We start from the raw sequence: 17,687 nt of genomic DNA on the forward strand, positions 1-17,687 counted from the left end.
TTATCGGCGCGCGACGCGCGAAACGGCCGGGCATGCCGCGGCGCTCAGAGCCGGAAGGTGTCGCCCAGGTAGACCCGGCGCACGTCCGGGTTCTCCAGCAGCGCATCCGGTGCGCCCTGCGCCAGCACCGCGCCGTCGGCGAGGATGTAGGCGCGGTCGCAGATGCCCAGGGTCTCGCGGACGTTGTGGTCGGTGATCAGCACGCCGATCCCGCGGTCCTTGAGGTGGGTGACGATGCGCTGGATCTCGTTGACCGAGATCGGGTCGACGCCGGCGAAGGGTTCGTCGAGCAGGATCATGCGCGGCTTGCCCGCGAGTGCGCGGGCGATCTCCACCCGCCGCCGTTCGCCGCCGGACAGGCTGGCGCCGAGCTGCTCGGCGACATGGCCGATCTGCAGTTCGTCGAGCAGCCCTTCCAGCTCGCGTTCGCGGCCGTCGTCGTCGAGGTCTTCGCGCAGTTCCAGCACCAGCCTGATGTTGTCGGCCACGCTGAGCTTGCGGAACACCGAGGGTTCCTGCGGCAGGTAGCCGACCCCGCGCTTGGCGCGCGCGTACATCGGCTCGTCGGTGATGTCGGTGCCGTCCAGCACGATGCTGCCGGCATCGGCCGGCACCAGGCCGACGATCATGTAGAAGCAGGTGGTCTTGCCGGCGCCGTTGGGGCCGAGCAGGCCGACCACTTCGCCGGCCTCCAGGGTCAGGCCGAAATCGCGGACGACCTCGCGCGACTTGTAGCGCTTGCGCAGGCCCTGGGCGACCAGCATCAGTTCGAACCCTTGGCCGGGGCCGGCTGCGCCTGCGCCGGCTTCGCTTGGGCGCTCTTCGGCAGGATCCGCATCTTGACCCGGCCGTTGCCGCTGCCGCCGCTTTCGACCTGGTTGGTCTTCATGTTGTAGACCACCCGCTGGCCGTTGAGGGTGCCGCGCAGCTGGCGGATCTCGACGTTGCCGGTGAACACCACCACTTCGGTCTTGAGGTCGTAGTCGATGTTGCTGGCGGTGGCGTTGATCTGGTTGCCGTCGTCCAGGGTCTGGCGCAGGGTCACGCCGCCGCTGAGCAGGGCGCGGCTGGGATCGCCGCCGCTCTGTTCGATGATGGCCTTGGCCGCGACGATGCTCAGGCTGCCCTGGGTCATGGTCACGTTGCCGGTCAGGGTGCAGCTGTCGTTGGCGCCGAGGCTGCAGGTGCTGTGCGCGGCCTCGATGTCCATCGGCTGGTTGCGGTCGGAAGTGCGCGCGCCGGCGCCGGCCGCGAAGGCGGCAGCGAACAGGGCCAGCACGGCGGCCGCGAGCTCAGCGGGGCGTCGGGACATATCGGGTGTGCACGTCGGAGAGGAGGGAGACCTGCTGGCGATCGAAATCCGCCTGCAGGCCGCGGCCGCGCATTGTAAGGCCGGGGCGGGTGATGGTGACCGCGGCCGGCGAGCTTGCGCGGTTCTCGCTGGGGAAAAGGTTCAGCTGTTCGGTCTCGATCCGGGTCGGCGGCGGCACCTGCGCCGGGCTGGTGGCGATCACCCGGCCGCGCAGCTGCAACTGCTTGCCGTCGTCCGGCACCAGCCCGCGCTGCGCGCGCACGTCCCAGTAGGCGCCGTTGCGGTCCGGCACCAGGAACAGCGGCGTTTCCAGGCTCATCGACTTGGCGCCCGGGTCGCGCTGCAGGCGCGGGCCGCGCAGGGTGAAGGATTCCTTGCCCTGCGAATCCAGCGAGACGAGTTCGTAGTCGTGCAGCACGTAGTCCGAACGCGTCGTTGCGGTGCTCTGCGCGCCAGCGCCGGAGAAGGTCCAGACCGACCATCCGCAGGCGATGGCGGCAAGCAGGAGGACCAGGGTGAGGCCGGTGCGCCAGCTCATCGCGGAGCCCATCAGGGATGCTCCCCATGGGCCAGGATCGCCTCGACCCTGCCCTGCGCCTGCAACAACAGGTCGCAGGCGTCGCGCGCCGCGCCTTCGCCGCCGTTGCGCGGGGTGACCCAGTGCACGGCCGGCAGCACCCAATGGTGCGCATTGGCCGGCGCGATGGCCAGGCCGACGCCGCGCAGGGTCGCCAGGTCCGGCAGGTCGTCGCCCATGAACGCGACCTCGTCCATGCCGATGCCCATCTCGCCGGCGATGCGCTGCATGCAGGCCAGCTTGCTGCGCTCGCCGGTGTGGACGTGCGGAACCTGCAGTTCGCGGCCGCGCCGTTCCACCACCGGGCTGATCCGCGCGGTGACCAGCGCGATCACGATGCCGGCATGGCGGAGCAGGGTGAAGCCCATGCCGTCCTGCACGTGGAAGCCCTTGGCCTCGTTGCCGTCGGTGCCGTAATCGAGCCGCGCGTCGGTCAGGGTGCCGTCGACATCGAAGCCGATCAGCTTGATCTTCGCCGCGCGTTCGAGCACTTCGGCCGGATAGGTCGGCATCGTCATCAGACCACCCGCGCGCGTAGCAGGTCGTGGATGTTCAGCGCGCCGACGACCCGGCGATCCGCGTCGAGCACCAGCAGCGCATTGATCTTGTGCGCTTCCATCAGCTGCGCGGCTTCCACCGCCAGCGCATCGGCATCGATGGTGCGCGGGGCGCGGGTCATGACCGCATCGATGCGGGTGCTGCGCAGGTCGATCGCGTCGTCGTCCAGGCTGCGGCGCAGGTCGCCGTCGGTGTACAGGCCGAGCAGGCGGCCGTCGCCGTCGACGATCGCGGTCATGCCCAGCCGCTTGCGGCTCATCTCGACCAGCGCTTCGCTGATGCTGGCCTCGGGGCCGATCCGCGGCACGTCGTCGCCGGCATGCATCACGTCGGTGATGTGCAGCAGCAGGCGGCGGCCGAGCGCGCCGGCCGGGTGCGAGCGGGCGAAGTCCTCGCTGGTGAAGCCGCGGGCTTCCAGCAAGGCGACCGCCAGCGCATCGCCCATCGCCAGGCTGGCGGTGGTGCTGGAGGTCGGCGCCAGCGCCAGCGGGCAGGCCTCGGCCGGCACGCTGACGTCGAGGTGGATGTCGGCTTCGCGAGCGAGGGTGGAGTGTTCGCGGCCGGTCATCGCGATGATCGCGTTGCCCTGCCGCTTCAACGCCGGCAACAGGGTCAGCAATTCGTCGCTTTCGCCGGAATAGGACAGCGCCAGCACGATGTCGGCGTCCGTCACCATGCCGAGATCGCCGTGCGCGGCCTCGCCCGGGTGCACGTAGAACGCCGGGGTGCCGGTCGACGCCAGGGTCGCGGCGATCTTGCGCGCCACGTGGCCGGACTTGCCCATGCCGGAGCAGACCACCCGGCCGCGGCAGGCCAGGATCGCCCGGCAGGCGGCGCTGAACGCGCCATCGATCCGCGCGGCGACCGCGGACAGGCCGTCGCGTTCGATCTCGAACACGCGCTGGCCGCTGGCGGCGAAGTCGAAATCGCTGGCGGGCAAGGCTTGGGGCACGAGGCGTCTTTTCCGGGAATGTTCGTTAGACTGGCTCATTCAGTTTACGCGAGTCCGCCTGCCCGCCCATGAACGCCGACACCATCCGCCAGATGATCGAAACCGGCCTGCCCGGCGCCCGCGCCGAGGTGCAGGGCGACGATGGCGTCCACTTCGAGGCCACCGTGGTCTGCGCGGCGTTCGCCGGCAAGCTGCCGCTGGCCAGGCACCGGATGGTCTACGCCACCCTGGGCGAGAAGATGGGCGGCGAGATCCATGCCCTGCAGTTGCGTACCCAAACCCCGGAAGAGGCGGCCGCCTGATGCAGAAGATCCTCGTCACCGGCGGCGCGCGCCTGACCGGCGAAGTCCGCATTTCCGGCGCCAAGAACGCGGTGCTGCCGATCCTGTGCGCCACCTTGCTGGCCGACGCGCCGGTGCGGATCACCAACGTGCCGCGCCTGCACGACGTGCTGACCACCGCCAAGCTGCTGGCCGGCCTGGGCGCAGGCGTGCAGCACGAAGGCGACGCGATGACCGTCGATCCGCGCAGCGTTGACAGCCATGTCGCGCCGTACGAACTGGTGAAGACCATGCGCGCCTCGGTGCTGGTGCTGGGTCCGCTGCTGGCGAAATACGGCGATGCCGAGGTCTCGCTGCCGGGCGGCTGCGCGATCGGTTCGCGGCCGGTCGACCTGCACATCAAGGGCCTGCAGGCGCTGGGCGCGGAGATCACGGTCGACCACGGCTTCATCAAGGCGCGGGTCGACGGCCGCCTGAAAGGCGCGCGCCATGTGTTCGAGATGGTCAGCGTCGGCGCCACCGAGAACGTGCTGATGGCCGCGGCACTGGCGGAAGGCACCACCGTGCTCGAGAACGCGGCGATGGAGCCGGAGATCGTCGACCTGGCCGAATGCCTGGTCGCGATGGGCGCGAAAATCGAAGGCGCGGGCACCCACAAGATCACCATCGAGGGCGTGGAGAAGCTGCATGGCTGCGACCATGCCGTGGTCGCCGACCGCATCGAGACCGGCACCTTCCTGGTCGCCGCGGCGATGACCGGCGGCCGCGTCACCGCCACCCATGCGCGCCCGGACACGCTGGACGCGGTACTGGACAAGCTTCGCGAAGCGGGCGCCACGATCGACATCGACGGCGACCGCATCACCCTCGACATGCACGGCAAGCGTCCGCGTGCGGTCAACATCACCACCGCGCCGCACCCGGCCTTCCCGACCGACATGCAGGCGCAGTTCATGGCGATGAACTGCATCGCCGACGGCGTGGGCGTGATCAACGAAACGATCTTCGAGAACCGTTTCATGCACGTGAACGAGCTGCTGCGCCTGGGTGCGGACATCCGCGTCGACGGGCATACCGCGGTGGTGCGCGGTGTCGCGCAACTCAGCGGCGCGCCGGTGATGGCGACCGACCTGCGCGCCTCGGCCTCGCTGATCCTGGCCGGGCTGGTGGCCGATGGCGATACCGCCATCGACCGCATCTACCACCTCGACCGCGGCTACGAGAACATCGAGGCCAAGCTGTCGGCATTGGGCGCGAGCATCCGCCGGGTCGATTGACCGTTTCCCGCGCGCAACAAAAAAGCCCCGCGTTGGCGGGGCTTTTTGTTGTTGCTGCGCGCGCTGCTATCGCTCAACGCACCGATTTCAGCACCAGGTCCAGTTCGTCCTTGCCGTCCTTCTGCTGCAGGATGCGTGCCGGCACCGGATAGCCGTCGACCACCCACACGGTCACCTGCTTGTTCTCGCTGGTGCGGCTCACCTTGGTCGCACTGCGCGGTTTGCCGGCGACGGTGACCGTGTCCTTGCCCAGGTTCTGGTAGTTCTGCTGGCGGACCACGCCGTTGTCGACCATGCGGTAGTTGAGCGGCTTGCCGGCGGCCACGTCGCGGACGATGGCCAGGTTGAGCAGCATCGCGTCGAGGTCGCCGTCCTGCAGCTTGACCGGGCCGGCACGGTCGGCCTTGACGTCGCCGCTCCAGCGCGCCTCGCCCTTGCTCCAGTCGTAGCTGGCGTTCTTCTGCGATTTCTTGAACACCATCTGGGTGTAGTCGTTGCCGGACAGCGGGCGCCAGTTGCCGCCGTGATCCTCGAACACGGTGGTCTGGCGCAGGGTCGCGATCGGGCTGTTCACGCTGAGCACGTAGTTCCAGCGGTCGCCGCCGGCCGCGGCCAGGGTCATCTGCGCGTCTGCGGAGATGGTGCCCTTGACGTTCGCCTGGTAGTCGGCCGTGAACGGCTTGACCGCCCATGCCGGCGACGCGGCGAGCAGGAGGCTGAGCAATGCGGTGGCGGGGAAGGGTTTCATGCGCAAATACTTGAATGCGAAGGGATATGGCCACGCTGGGTCATGCGGGGGCGAACTCTAGCCGCAGCGGCGTAAACAAGGGCTGACCATCCAGTGTTGCCTGACCGGCCTGTTCAGCTATGCGGCCGGCAGCGGCCATTTGCAAGACCGCCAGCAGCAAGGGATGTTCGACCTGCAGCACCCGCGCGGCGAGCGATTCCGCGCTGTCGCCGGCCAGCACCGGCAGCGGCGCCTGCGCGATCACCGCGCCCGCATCCAGTTCCGGGATCACGAAATGCACGCTGGCGCCGTGTTCGCCATCGCCCGCCTGCAGCGCCCGCGCATGGGTGTGCAGGCCCTTGTGCCTGGGCAGCAGCGATGGATGGATGTTGAGCAGCCGGCCGCGGAAGCGCTGGACGAAGGCGTCGCCGAGGATCCGCATGTAACCGGCGCAGACCACCCAGTCGGGCCGCACCGCCGAGACCGCATCGGCCAATTCGGCGTCGAACGCGGCGCGCTCCGGGTAGGCCCTGGCCTTGCGCGCCCAGCGCAGCGGCTCGGGCACGCGTTGCAAGGCGGGCGCATCGGGCTTGTCGGAAAAGACGCCGACCAGCTCGGCATCCAGCGCGCGCGCCGCGATCGCATCGAGGATCGACTGCAGGTTGCTGCCGCGGCCCGAGGCGAGGACGGCGAGGCGGATGGTCATGTGTCCTTACCTTGCCGAGGTTCTCGATGCATCAGCGGCCAAGCCAGTATCGCGCCAATGGTCGCAAGCAGCATGTCCGCATGCGCATCCCACATGTCGCCCTGCTGGCCGTTGTAGGCCTCTGCGGCTCCGGGCGAGAGCGTCGATGCGACCAGCCATTCCAGCCACTCGTAGACCAGGCTGCTGCACATCACCAGCATCACCGCGAGCGCTCCGGCCTGCGCCGCGGCGAGTCGCGGCCAACGCTGCCCAAGCCAATGCCATGCCGGCGGCGCAAGGCAGAAACCGTAGGCGAAGTGGATCAGGCGGTCGAAGTGGTTGCGTTGCCAGCCGAAGGCTTCGGTCGGCGACCAGCCCGTGGCTGCCTGCAGCCAGGCATCGTAGGGAACATAGGAATACAGCCAGCGCGCGCCCACGCAATGCGCCACGATGAAAGCGCAGACCAGGGCGAAGTGCAGCGGCTGCAGCGGCCAGCGTCTGTCGTGCCACCACAGCCACGCCAGGCCAAGCACGGTCAGGCTGCTGTGCAGCGCCTGTTCGAGCGGCCAGCGCGGCGCGATCCAGCTTGCCGCGAACACGGCGAGGGTGAGCCCGAAGCAGACCCTTTTCGCGGCATGCATCCCGCTCAGCCGATGCGCAGTCGTTCGCCTTCGCCGGCGGGCACGACCTGGCCGATCCGCCAGTGCGCCAGGCCGAGGCGGTCGAGGTCGGCTTCGATCGCCGCAACGTCGCCGGGCGCCGCCATCAGCACGTAGCCGATGCCGCAGTTGAAGGTGCGCCACATTTCCTCGCGGGCCACGTTGCCTTCGCGCTGCAGCCAGTCGAACACCGCCGGCAGCGGCCACGACGAGGTGTCGATCTCGAGGCCGAACTCCTTCGGCACCACCCGGATGATCTTCTCCACCAGCGCGCCGCCGGTGACGTGGGCCATCGCGTGGATGTCGTGCCTGGCCAGCAGTTCCAGCACCGGCTTGACGTAGATGCGGGTGGGTTCCATCAACGCGTCGGCGAGTTTCACGCCGCCGAGGTCGAGGTCCAGGGGGTTGCCCGCGCGGGCCAGGATCTTGCGCACCAGCGAATAGCCATTGGAGTGCGGGCCGCTGGAGGCGATGCCGATCAGCACGTCGCCGGCGCGCACCTTGCTGCTGTCGATCAACTTCGACTTTTCCACCGCGCCGACGGTGAAGCCGGCCAGGTCGTATTCGCCTGGCGGGTACATGTCCGGCATCTCGGCGGTTTCGCCGCCGATCAGCGCGCAGCCGGCGATCTCGCAGCCCCTGGCGATGCCGGCGACCACGTCGACCGTGGTCTGCACGTCGAGCTTGCCGGTGGCGAAGTAGTCGAGGAAGAACAGCGGCTCGGCGCCCTGCACCAGCACATCGTTCACGCACATCGCCACCAGGTCCTGGCCGATGCTGTCGTGCCGGTTCAGCTGCTTGGCCAGGATCAGCTTGGTACCGACGCCATCGGTGCCGGACACCAGCACCGGCTCGCGGTAGCGGCCGGAGAGGTCGAACAGGCCGCCGAACAGGCCCACGCCGCCCAGCACTTCGGGGCGCATCGTGCGCCGCACCAGGGGTTTGATGCGCTCGACGACTTCGTTGCCCGCATCGATGTCGACGCCGGCATCGCGGTAGGTGAGGGGGGTGGACTGCGTCACGGGAGCCTCGGCGCGCTGGCGCGAACGCGCCTGGAAGACGCCCATTTTAACGTGACGACCGCCTTCACGTGGACGTGCCCGCGCCGCTGCGGCACCATTTCACCCGGGCCGGGCACATAGCCGGGCAAGGACGGGCGTGCTGATGCAAGGGATGCAGCGGAAATCCTGGGCGTGGATGCTGGCCAGCGTACTGCTGCTGTTCGGCGGCCTGGCCCATGCGCAGCGCATCGAAGGCGACCGCGCCGGCGCCAGCGGCCCGTACGAGGCCGAGGTGGCGGTGCGCAACCAGGCCGATGCCGAGCGCAATGCCGGTTTCGGCCGCGCGCTGGCGGCGGTGCTGGGCAAGGTCACCGGCGATCGCGGGGCGGCCCAGCGTCCCGGCGTGCGCGATGAACTCGGCAAGGCCAAGTCCTATGTGGCCGGCTACGACTACCGGCAGGACGAAGGCGTGGCGGCGAATGGCGCGCCGAGCTTCCAGACCACCCTGGTGGTGCGCTTCAAGCGCGACGACGTGGACCAGCTGATCCAGATGCTGGGCCTGCCGAACTGGCCGCAGCCGCGGCCGAAGCCGGTGCTGTGGCTGGCCATCAACGACGGCAGCGGCCCGCGGCTGGTCAGCCTGGCCCAGGTCAACGCCGCGCGCGCGATCCTCGACCAGGCCAAGGCGCGCGGCTTCGCGCTGGGCCTGCCCGGCGGCAATGCGGCGGAACAGGCCGCGACCGGCGCGATCTGGCGCGGCGACACCGCCGCCATCGCCGGGCTGTCGCGCAAGTACAGTCCGCCGATGCAGTTGATCGGCAAGCTGCAACGCGGTGCCGGCGGCTGGGTGGCGGACTGGACCTTCGTCGACAAGGGCAAGACCCTGTCCACCTGGCAGACCAAGCATGCCGATGCGCGGCGGGCGATGGCCGGCGGCGCCGACGGCGCGGCCGATGCCTTGTTCAGGCGCTATGCCAAGGCCGGCAGTGGCGGCCCCCCGGGGACCTTCCGGGTGCGCATCCTCGGCGTGGACGGTGCCGACGACTACATGCGCCTGATCGGCTACCTGGGCGACGTGTCCATCGTCAAGCGCGTGCGCCCGGTGCTGGCGCTGCCGGGCGAATTGCAGCTCGAGCTGGAGCTGGCCACGGGCATCTCCGGCTTCGCCAGGCTGGTCGATCGCGGCGACGTGCTGTCCACGGTCTCGACCGGCGGCGACAGCGACGACGAGGACGCAGGCAAGGATGGCGACCGGCCATCGGCGCCGCGCATCGCCACCTTCCGCATGGGCGGCTGACCGGCCATGGGCGACGAACGCGACCTTGCCACCATCGCCATGTTCTATCGCCGCCTGCAGTGGGCGGCGCTCGCCATTGCCGCACTCTCGCTGCTGTGGCTGCTGGCGCCGATCCTGAGCCCGTTCGTGTTCGCCGCCTTGCTGGGCTGGCTGGGCGATCCGCTGGTGGACCGGCTCGAACGCAAGGGTTACCGGCGCAACAACGCGGTGATCCTGGTGTTCAGCGCGATGAGCACGATCCTGCTGCTGGCGCTGATCGTGCTGGTGCCGTTGCTTGAACAGCAACTGGTCACCCTGGTCGAATCGCTGCCGGCCTACCGCGACTGGTTCGTCGGCACCGCGCTGCCCTGGTTCGAGCAGCGCACCGGTCTGTCCGTGCTGTACTGGCTCGATCCGGAACACCTGATCGAACTGGTGCGCGAGCACTGGCAGCGCGCCGGCGGCATCGCCGCGACCGCGCTCGGCTACGTCTCGCGTTCCGGCTTCGCCCTGCTCGGGATGCTGGCCAACATCGTGCTGCTGCCGGTGCTGGCGTTCTTCTTCCTGCGCGACTGGGACCTGCTGGTGGGGCGCGTGGGCGCGCTGATCCCGCGCGACTACTTCGAGACCGTGCGCAACCTGGCCAAGGAATCGGACGCGGTGCTCGGCGGTTTCCTGCGCGGGCAGTTGCTGGTGATGCTGATCCTCGGCGTGCTGTACGGCGTCGGGCTGTGGGCGGTCGGGCTCGACCTCGGCATCCTGATCGGCATCATCGGCGGCTTGCTGACCTTCGTGCCCTACCTCGGCCCGGCGACGGTGGTGGTGCTTGGCGGCATCGCCGCGCTGGCCCAGTTCGGCGACTGGCAGCACCTGGTCGGCGTGGCGGTGGTGTTCACCGTCGGCCAGGTGATCGAAAGCTACTGGCTGACGCCGAAACTGGTGGGCGACCGGATCGGCCTGCACCCGATGGCGGTGATCTTCTCGGTGCTCGCGGGCGGCCAGCTGTTCGGCTTCCTCGGCATGCTGCTGGCCTTGCCGGTGGCGGCGGTGGCCAACGTGCTGCTGCGCTACGCGCACGAGCGCTACACCCACAGCCGCCTGTACGCGGGCGAACATCCGACGATCGTGGCGGGCGGATCGGTGGGCGATGCGGCCGCGCCGCCGGCGCCGTCGCCGGATGGCGCTCCACCCGCGGCCTGAGCCGGCATGACCCCGCAGGACCGCCTCGGTCCGCAGTTGCCGCTGGCGCTGCGCTATCCGCCCGACCAGCGCTTCGAGACCTGGCGGGGCGCGCCGCTGGTGCTGGCGCAGTTGCGGGAACTCGCCGCCGGCGACCACCGCGATGCCCTCTACCTGCAGGGCGGGAGCGGCACCGGCAAGACCCATCTGCTGCTTGCCGCCTGCGCGGCCGCCGAAGCGGCGGGCCGGGATGCGAACTACCTGTCGCTGGCGCGCGTGCGCGGACGCGCGCGGGACGCCTTGCGTGGCGTCGAAGGGGCCGGCCTGGTGGCGCTGGACGAGCTCGACGCGATCGCCGGAAACCGCGAGGACGAAATCGCGCTGTTCGACCTGCACAACCGCGTGCGCGATGCCGGCATCGCCCTGGTCTATGCCGCGCGCGACGTGCCGGCCGGATTGCCGCTGCTGCTGCCGGACCTGCGTTCGCGGTTGGCGCAGTGCAGCCTGCTCGGCTTGCGCGCGCTGGACGACGATGGCCGGGCGGACGTCTTGCGCCAACGCGCGGCCGCGCGCGGCCTGGCGTTCGACGAGGCCGCGCTGGAATGGCTGCTGCGCCGCCACAGCCGCGACCTGTCCGACCTCGGCGCGCTGTTCGACCGGCTCGATCGCGCCTCGCTGGCGGCGCAGCGGCGGTTGACCGTGCCGTTCCTGCGCCAGGTGCTGGAAACGCCCGCGGACGGTTAAGTGGCCGGTTTGATCGGCCAGTGCATCGACCACACCACCGAGACGATCTTCCAGCCCTCGTCGGTGCGCACCAGCGACCAGCTTTCCTGGCCGCGGTTGGTTTCCTTGCCGTCGCTCAGGAACCGGTAATCGAACGATACCGCTGCCACTTCGCCGTCGGTATCGATGCGGATGTCGTCGAAGGTCTCCTCGCTGCGCTCCTGCTCCGACACGATGTTGTCGATGAAGCCGAGGTGGCTGTACTTCGCGTTGTAGCGCGCCTTGCCGGTCTCCGGCTTGTTCAGGCGCATGTGCCGCAGGTTGTCGTCGCCGATCACGCTCTGCCACGCCACCGGGCCGTTGGCCGGGAACAGGGCGAGGAATTTCGGCTTGTCCTTGTCGATGATCGCGGTGCGGAAGGCTTCGACCACCTTGCCGATGTCCTGTTTCGCCTGCGCCTGGGTGTAGGCGCCGGCGACGGGCGCGGCGTCTTGCGCGGAAACCGCGAGGGGCGGCAGTGCGGCGAAGGCGATCGAGAGGCAGGCGGCAAGCGGGCGGAGTTTCATGGCGGTCCTTCGGGGGTGGGGAATCCCGGCAACGGGCGCGGCCGCATCATGTTGACGCGCGGCCGCGGCGGCGGGCGGAAACCGGGGCGAACGGCACGCGTGCGTGCACGGACGGAGGCTATCCGCGCAACTCCGCGTCGAGTTGCGCCAGCCGCTGCGGCGTGCCGACATCGGTCCAGCGGCCGCGATGATGTTCGCCGCGGATCAGGCCTGCGGTCATGTGTGCGCGCAGCAACGGCGCCAGCGGGAATTTCGGCTTGCCGTCGACCATCGCCGGTTCCGGCACGATCGCGCGCCAGTCGTCGAACAGCCGCGGTCGGTACATGCCGATCCCCGAATAGGTCAGGCGGTGCTCGCCGTCGGCGCGGACCGAACCGTCGCCGTCCAGCGCGAAATCGCCGTGGGTCGCCTGCGCCGGGCGATCGACCATCACCAGGTGCGCCAGACCTTGCGGTTCGCGCGGCAGGCGGGCGAAGTCGTAGTCGGTCCACACGTCGCCATTGACCAGCAGGAATGCCTCGTCGGCGCCGTGCGCGCCGCCCAGCAGCGGCAGCGCGTTCCACATGCCGCCGCCGGTTTCCAGTGGGATGGCGCCTTCGTAGGCGTAGCGGATGCGCAGGCCCCAGCGCGCGCCATCGCCCAGCGTGGCCGGGAACTGCTCCGCCAGCCACGAGGTGTTGACCACGACCTCGCCGACGCCGAGCCCGGCCAGCTTCTCCAGGTGCCATTCGATCAGGCGCTTGCCGCCCACCGCCAGCAGCGGCTTCGGGGTGGCGTCGGTGAGCGGGCGCATGCGCTCGCCCAGCCCGGCGGCGAAGATCAGCGCCCGCATGCGCCGCGGGTCACTCGCGCACGATCGCGGCGAGCCGGGCGATTTCCGGCTTCACCTTGTGCTCGATGAAGCGCTGCAGGCCGGAGAGTTCCGGATAGCGCGGCAGCACGGCGTCGAGGTAGGCGAAGAAGCGCGGCGTGTCGGCCAGGTACTTCGGCTTGCCGTCGCGATGGTTGAGGCGGGCGAAGATGCCGATGATCTTCAGGTGCCGCTGCACGCCGATCAGGTCGGCGTCGCGGCGGAAACGCGCCAGTTCCGGCACCGACAGGCCGGCTTCGACGGCGCGCGCGTGGTAGCGCGCCAGCCAGGCGTCGACGCGTTCCTGCGGCCAGCTCAGGAAGGCGTCCTTGAACAGGCTGATCGGGTCGTAGGCGATCGGGCCGAGCACCGCGTCCTGGAAATCCAGCACCGCCGGGCCATCGGCCGCGGGCATCAGGTTGCGCGGCATGAAGTCACGATGCACCAGCACTTGCGCTTGCGCGAGCGCGGCATCGATCAGCGTGCGGTAGGCGCCGTCGAGCGTCTCCATGTCGCCGCAATCCAGCGCCATGCCGAGGTGGCGGCCGCAGAACCAGTCGTCGAACAGGCGCAGTTCGCGTTCCAGCAACGCGCTGTCGTAGGCGGGCAGGTCCGCTGGCGTTGCGATGGCCTGGATGCGCAGCAGCTGGGTCACGGCGTCGTCGAACAGCGCGTCGGCATTGCCGGCATCGATCACGTGCAGGTAGGTGTCCGTGCCCAGGTCCTCGAGCAGCAGGAAACCGGCCTCGACATCCTCCGCCAGCACCTGCGGCACGCGCACCCCGCCGGCCTGCAGCAAGCCGCGCACCTGCAGCCACGGCCGCACGTCTTCCTTGTCCGGCGGCGAATCCATCACGATCACGCTGTCCCGGAGCCCGCTCGCATCCTTGGCTTGCGCGCGCCAGTAGCTGCGGAAGCCCGCATCCATCGAGGCCCGTATCGGTTCGGCGGTGTCGTCGCGCAGCACGGCGCGGGTCCAGGCGGTGCGCGCTTCGGCGCGCGGGTCGGCTTGCTCGGGTCGGTTCATGCGCACAGGGTAAACTGCCGCATCGATCCGAGCGAGAAGCGCATGCCGAAGCTGCAGCCTGTCCTGTTGTCCGGCGGTTCCGGCACGCGGCTGTGGCCGCTCTCGCGCGAGGCGTACCCCAAGCAGTTCCTGGCCCTGGCCGGCGACGACACCATGTTGCAGGCGACCTGGCGGCGGGTGGCCGATCTCGCCGATGCCGCGCCGATCGTGGTCGCCGGCGAGGAGCACCGCTTCCTGGTCGCCGAGCAGCTGCGCCAGGTCGGCGCGCCCACGCCCGCCATCCTGCTGGAGCCGATGGGCCGCAACACCGCACCGGCGATCGCCGCGGCGGCGATGCAGGCGCTGCGCGGGGGCGACGATCCGCTGCTGCTGGTGCTGCCTTCCGACCACGTGGTGGGCGATGCCGATGCCTTCCGCGCCGCGGTGCGCAAGGCGATGCCGGCGGCGGAGCGGGGCGCGCTGGTCACCTTCGGCATCGTCCCGGATGCGCCGGAAACCGGCTTCGGCTACATCCAGGCCGAGCAGGGCGATGGCGTGCAGCGCGTGCTGCGCTTCGTCGAGAAGCCGGATGCCGCCACCGCGCAGTCCTACCTCGATGCCGGCGGCTATTACTGGAACAGCGGCATGTTCCTGCTGCGCGCCTCGCGTTACCTCGACGAACTGCAGCGCTTCCGCCCGGACATCGTCGCTGCGGTGCGCGCCGCGTTCGACGCCGCCGCGCGCGACGGCGATTTCATCCGCTTCGACAATGCCGCGTTCGCCGCCTGCCCGTCGGATTCCATCGACTACGCGGTGATGGAGAAGACCGATGCGGCGATGGTGCTGCCGGTCGACATCGGCTGGAACGACGTCGGTTCGTGGTCGTCGCTGTGGGACGTCAGCGAACAGGACGCCGACGGCAACGCGCACCACGGCGACGTGATCGCCATCGACAGCCGCAACAGCTATGCCTACGCGCGGCGCATGGTGGCGCTGGTCGGCGTGGACGACCTGGTGGTGGTCGAGACCGACGACGCGGTGCTGGTGGCGCGCAAGGACAAGGTGCAGCAGGTCAAGGACGTGGTGGCGCGGCTGAAGGCCGAACAGCGCAGCCAGGCCGCGCTGCATCGCGAAGTGCACCGCCCGTGGGGCAGTTACGACTCGATCGACATGGCCGAGGGCTTCCAGGTCAAGCGGATCAAGGTGAAGCCGGGCGCGCGGCTGTCGCTGCAGTCGCATGCGCGCCGCGCCGAGCACTGGATCGTGGTGCGCGGCACCGCGCGGGTGACCCGCGACAACGACGTGTTCGAGTTGTTCGCCAACCAGAGCACCTACATCCCGATCGGCGCCAAGCATCGGCTGGAGAATCCCGGCAGCGAGATGCTGGAACTGATCGAGGTGCAGTCCGGTGATTACCTGGGCGAGGACGATATCGTCCGCTACGACGACCAGTACGGACGGGCTTGAGGTGCGCGTGCGGGGCATGCCCCGCACACAGGCCGACACGGATCAGCCGAGGCTCGCCAACCACGCGTCGTCGCTGCCCTCGTTGAGGTCGTTGAGCAGCGGCGTGGAGAAGTAGCGCTCGCCGGTATCCGGCAGCATCGCCAGCAACACCGAGCCCTGCGGCGCGGCTTCCGCCACCTTCAGCGCGGTGGCGACGGTGGCGCCCGCGGAGATGCCGACGAAGATGCCTTCCTCGGCGGCCAGCTTGCGCGAGGTGGCGATGGCCTCGTCGTCGGTGATCGAAAGCAGTTCGTCGTAGGCCTTGCGGTCCAGCACCTCCGGCACGAAGTCCGGGGTCCAGCCCTGGATCTTGTGTGGTTTCCACTCGTCGCCCTTCAGCAGCGCGGCGCCGGCGGGTTCGGTGGCGATGATCCTGATCTCCGGGCGGGCGACGCGCAGCACGTCGCTGACGCCGGTCAAGGTGCCGCCGGTGCCCCAGCCGGTGACGAAGTAGTCCAGCCGCTTGCCGGCGAAATCGCGCAGGATTTCCGGCGCGGTGGTGTTGCGGTGGTAGGCCGGGTTCGCCGGATTGGCGAACTGGCTGGCCAGGAACCAGCCGTGCTTGTCGGCCAGTTCCCTGGCCTTGCGCACCATGCCGCTGCCGCGTTCGGCGGCGGGGGTCAGGATCACCTTGGCGCCGTACGCGCGCATCAGCTTGCGGCGCTCGATCGAGAAGGTTTCCGCCATCGTCGCCACGAACTTGTAGCCGCGCGCGGCGGCGACCATCGCCAGCGCCACGCCGGTGTTGCCGGAGGTGGCCTCGACGATGGTGTCGCCGGGCTTCAGCAGGCCCTTGGCTTCGGCATCGAGGACGATCGCCAGCGCCAGGCGGTCCTTGACCGATCCGCCGGGATTGAAGGATTCGACCTTCGCGTACAGGGTCACGTGCTTCGGCGCGATGCGCTGCAGCTTGACGATGGGCGTGTTGCCGATGGTGTCGAGGATGTTGTCGTGGAGTGCCATGTGAGGATCCGGGAAGGGGAGGAATTCAGGCGGCTGCGGCAAGCGAAGGCGATGCTGCGGCCGCGTCGGTGAACGAAGCGTCGGTCAGCGGCTCGCGACCGAACCAGTGCAGGCTGTTCGCGAAGGCGGCGACATCGCCGACCACCAGCAGTGCCGGTGCGCGTACCTGGTGCAAACGCGCGAGCGCGGGCAGGTCGGCCAGCATGCCGGCCACCACGCGTTGTTCGGGGCGGCTGCCGTTCTCGACCAGCGCGAACGGCGTGGCGGCGGGCAATCCGTGCGCGGTCAGCCGCTCGCGGATGCGGTCCAGCCCGGCCACGCCCATGTAGAAGGCCAGGGTCTGCCGCCCGCGCGCCAGCGAGGCCCAGTCCAGCGCGTCGATGTCGTCCTTGCCGTGCGCGGTGACGATGCGCAGCGATTGCGCATGTTCGCGATGGGTCAGCGGGATGCCGGCATAGGCGGCGCAGGCGATGGCGGCGGTGATGCCGGGCACCACTTCGTAGCCGATGCCGTGCGCACGCAGCGCCTGCAGTTCCTCGCCGCCGCGGCCGAACACGAACGGGTCGCCGCCCTTCAGCCGCACCACGCGCTTGCCGGCCTGCGCGAGCGCGACCAGCTGCGCATTGATCTCGGCCTGCGAGTGGCCGCCGCCGCCGGCATGCTTGCCGACGCTGATGCGTTCCGCATCGCGACGGGCCAGTTGCAGCACCTCGTCGCTGACCAGGCGGTCGTGCAGGATCACGTCGGCTTCGTTCAGCACGCGCAGCGCGCGCAGGGTCAGCAGGCCGGGATCGCCGGGGCCGGCGCCGACCAAGGCGACCGAGCCTCGGGTTGCCGTCGTTTCGTGTTCGCGCAACGCGGCATCGAACGCGCGTTCGGCGGCCAGGTGCTGGCGCTGGCGCAGCAGGCCTTGCAACGGGCCGGACAGCAGCTTGGCGAAGCCGCGCCGGCGCGCGCCGAGTTCCGGCCAGCGTGCGCGGATGCGTTCGCGGTGCCGGGTCAGCAGTTCCGCCAGCGCGCCGAAGCTGTCGTCGAAGCGGGTTTCCAGTTCCTCGCGCAGCAACCGCGCCAGCATCGGCGCGCCGCCGCCGCTGGAGATCGCGATCTGCAGCGGGCCGCGTTCGACGCGGGCGGGCACGTGGAAACGCGACAGCTCGGCATCGTCCACTGCATTCGAAAAAATGCGCCGCGCATCGGCGGCGTCGACCACGGCGCGGTTGGTCTCGACATCGTCCGTCGCGGCGATCACCAGCCAGGCGGCATCGAGCCACTGCGCTGCGAACACGCCTTCGATGTGTTCGATGCGCGCGTTCGCTTTCCATTCGGCCAGCGTCGGTTCAAGCGCCGGTGCGCCGACCACGACACGCGCGCCGGCATCGAGCAGGGCTTCGACCTTGCGCCGCGCGACCGTGCCGCCGCCGACCACCAGCACGCGGCGGCCGCGCAGGTCGGCGAACAGGGGAAACAGCTTGGACGGGGAGGCGTTCGACATGCCGCCACGCTAGGCGGCGAACCGACCAGCGGTGAAATGGCGGCCGGATTTTCACTTATGCTCGGAAGGCATAAGGCTTGTGTGGAAAAGCCCGTGG

Annotated in this window: 20 protein-coding genes; 6 read left to right on the forward strand and 14 right to left on the reverse strand. The window is 69.8% G+C overall.

Translation table 11 applies throughout. From position 1 onward, the window contains the following. Positions 1–44 precede the first annotated feature (44 nt). The 5 genes from lptB to FHQ07_RS11820 are packed head-to-tail and all read right to left on the reverse strand — an operon-like array spanning position 45 to position 3,399. Positions 45–764 carry an LPS export ABC transporter ATP-binding protein gene (gene lptB, locus FHQ07_RS11800; protein WP_139716993.1) on the reverse strand — a complete coding sequence of 240 codons (720 nt, stop codon included), beginning with the start codon at positions 762–764 and terminating at the stop codon, positions 45–47. After that, on the reverse strand, positions 764–1,312 hold the full coding sequence (gene lptA / locus FHQ07_RS11805; RefSeq protein ID WP_139716994.1) for a lipopolysaccharide transport periplasmic protein LptA: 549 nt from the start codon (positions 1,310–1,312) through the stop codon (positions 764–766). Before lptA ends, lptB begins: the two co-directional genes overlap by 1 nt. Then, positions 1,293–1,850 (reverse strand): LPS export ABC transporter periplasmic protein LptC, encoded by a 558-nt coding sequence (lptC, locus tag FHQ07_RS11810; protein ID WP_168191555.1) that lies wholly within the window; start codon positions 1,848–1,850, stop codon positions 1,293–1,295. The genes lptA and lptC overlap by 20 nt, the downstream gene beginning before the upstream one ends. An 11-nt stretch (positions 1,851–1,861) precedes the next feature. Beyond that, complete coding sequence (locus FHQ07_RS11815; protein ID WP_139718053.1) at positions 1,862–2,401, reverse strand: KdsC family phosphatase; 540 nt, start codon at positions 2,399–2,401, stop codon at positions 1,862–1,864. 5 nt (positions 2,402–2,406) lie between these two features. Then, entirely contained in the window at positions 2,407–3,399 is a 993-nt protein-coding gene (locus tag FHQ07_RS11820) for a KpsF/GutQ family sugar-phosphate isomerase (protein ID WP_425476915.1), read from the reverse strand. 68 nt (positions 3,400–3,467) lie between these two features. Between FHQ07_RS11820 and FHQ07_RS11825 the strand changes: the two genes are divergently transcribed. Both FHQ07_RS11825 and murA read left to right on the forward strand, forming a co-directional pair. Continuing rightward, on the forward strand, positions 3,468–3,701 hold the full coding sequence (locus FHQ07_RS11825) for a BolA family protein (RefSeq protein WP_139716997.1): 234 nt from the start codon (positions 3,468–3,470) through the stop codon (positions 3,699–3,701). Further along, the gene (murA, locus tag FHQ07_RS11830; protein ID WP_139716998.1) at positions 3,701–4,957 is read left to right on the forward strand and encodes a UDP-N-acetylglucosamine 1-carboxyvinyltransferase; all 1,257 of its coding nucleotides are present in this window, start codon (positions 3,701–3,703) and stop codon (positions 4,955–4,957) included. The genes FHQ07_RS11825 and murA overlap by 1 nt, the downstream gene beginning before the upstream one ends. 73 nt (positions 4,958–5,030) lie before the next feature. Here the strand turns inward: murA and FHQ07_RS11835 are convergent, their stop codons facing one another. The 4 genes from FHQ07_RS11835 to purM are packed head-to-tail and all read right to left on the reverse strand — an operon-like array spanning position 5,031 to position 8,050. After that, positions 5,031–5,705, reverse strand: coding sequence for a DUF3108 domain-containing protein (locus tag FHQ07_RS11835; protein WP_139716999.1), 675 nt, complete (start codon positions 5,703–5,705; stop codon positions 5,031–5,033). A gap of 40 nt (positions 5,706–5,745) precedes the next feature. Beyond that, positions 5,746–6,390 (reverse strand): phosphoribosylglycinamide formyltransferase, encoded by a 645-nt coding sequence (purN, locus tag FHQ07_RS11840; RefSeq protein ID WP_139717000.1) that lies wholly within the window; start codon positions 6,388–6,390, stop codon positions 5,746–5,748. After that, a complete protein-coding gene (locus FHQ07_RS11845; protein WP_139717001.1) occupies positions 6,387–7,010 on the reverse strand; it encodes a DUF2238 domain-containing protein in 624 nt (207 codons plus the stop codon). The genes purN and FHQ07_RS11845 overlap by 4 nt, the downstream gene beginning before the upstream one ends. Before the next feature lie 5 nt (positions 7,011–7,015). Continuing rightward, positions 7,016–8,050, reverse strand: coding sequence for a phosphoribosylformylglycinamidine cyclo-ligase (purM, locus tag FHQ07_RS11850; protein ID WP_425476916.1), 1,035 nt, complete (start codon positions 8,048–8,050; stop codon positions 7,016–7,018). Between the two features lie 142 nt (positions 8,051–8,192). Between purM and FHQ07_RS11855 the strand changes: the two genes are divergently transcribed. Genes FHQ07_RS11855 through hda form a run of 3 tightly spaced genes read left to right on the forward strand, consistent with a single transcriptional unit; the run spans position 8,193 to position 11,228 of the window. After that, a complete protein-coding gene (locus tag FHQ07_RS11855) occupies positions 8,193–9,326 on the forward strand; it encodes a DUF2066 domain-containing protein (protein ID WP_139717003.1) in 1,134 nt (377 codons plus the stop codon). 6 nt (positions 9,327–9,332) lie between these two features. Next, positions 9,333–10,505, forward strand: coding sequence for an AI-2E family transporter (locus FHQ07_RS11860; protein WP_139717004.1), 1,173 nt, complete (start codon positions 9,333–9,335; stop codon positions 10,503–10,505). Between the two features lie 6 nt (positions 10,506–10,511). After that, a complete protein-coding gene (hda, locus tag FHQ07_RS11865; protein WP_139717005.1) occupies positions 10,512–11,228 on the forward strand; it encodes a DnaA regulatory inactivator Hda in 717 nt (238 codons plus the stop codon). Here the strand turns inward: hda and FHQ07_RS11870 are convergent. From FHQ07_RS11870 to FHQ07_RS11880, 3 genes are all read right to left on the reverse strand, one after another. Continuing rightward, positions 11,225–11,773 carry a nuclear transport factor 2 family protein gene (locus FHQ07_RS11870; RefSeq protein ID WP_168191556.1) on the reverse strand — a complete coding sequence of 183 codons (549 nt, stop codon included), beginning with the start codon at positions 11,771–11,773 and terminating at the stop codon, positions 11,225–11,227. The two genes, hda and FHQ07_RS11870, sit on opposite strands and share 4 nt — an antisense overlap. A 118-nt stretch (positions 11,774–11,891) precedes the next feature. Then, positions 11,892–12,605 (reverse strand): N-acetylmuramate alpha-1-phosphate uridylyltransferase MurU, encoded by a 714-nt coding sequence (murU, locus tag FHQ07_RS11875; RefSeq protein ID WP_139717007.1) that lies wholly within the window; start codon positions 12,603–12,605, stop codon positions 11,892–11,894. A 10-nt stretch (positions 12,606–12,615) separates the two neighbouring features. Next, entirely contained in the window at positions 12,616–13,650 is a 1,035-nt protein-coding gene (locus FHQ07_RS11880; RefSeq protein WP_139717008.1) for an aminoglycoside phosphotransferase family protein, read from the reverse strand. 42 nt (positions 13,651–13,692) lie between these two features. On the opposite strand from FHQ07_RS11880, the gene FHQ07_RS11885 reads away from it, so the two are divergent. Then, entirely contained in the window at positions 13,693–15,096 is a 1,404-nt protein-coding gene (locus FHQ07_RS11885) for a mannose-1-phosphate guanylyltransferase/mannose-6-phosphate isomerase (protein WP_139717009.1), read from the forward strand. Between the two features lie 42 nt (positions 15,097–15,138). Here the strand turns inward: FHQ07_RS11885 and cysK are convergent, their stop codons facing one another. Together cysK and cysG are read right to left on the reverse strand one after the other, a co-directional pair. After that, on the reverse strand, positions 15,139–16,098 hold the full coding sequence (cysK, locus tag FHQ07_RS11890) for a cysteine synthase A (protein WP_139717010.1): 960 nt from the start codon (positions 16,096–16,098) through the stop codon (positions 15,139–15,141). Positions 16,099–16,123: 25 nt separating this feature from the next. Then, on the reverse strand, positions 16,124–17,590 hold the full coding sequence (cysG, locus tag FHQ07_RS11895) for a siroheme synthase CysG (protein WP_139717011.1): 1,467 nt from the start codon (positions 17,588–17,590) through the stop codon (positions 16,124–16,126). Positions 17,591–17,687: the final 97 nt, after the last annotated feature.

The sequence above is a fragment of the Thermomonas aquatica genome, from assembly GCF_006337105.1.
In the GTDB taxonomy this organism is placed as follows: domain Bacteria; phylum Pseudomonadota; class Gammaproteobacteria; order Xanthomonadales; family Xanthomonadaceae; genus Thermomonas; species Thermomonas aquatica.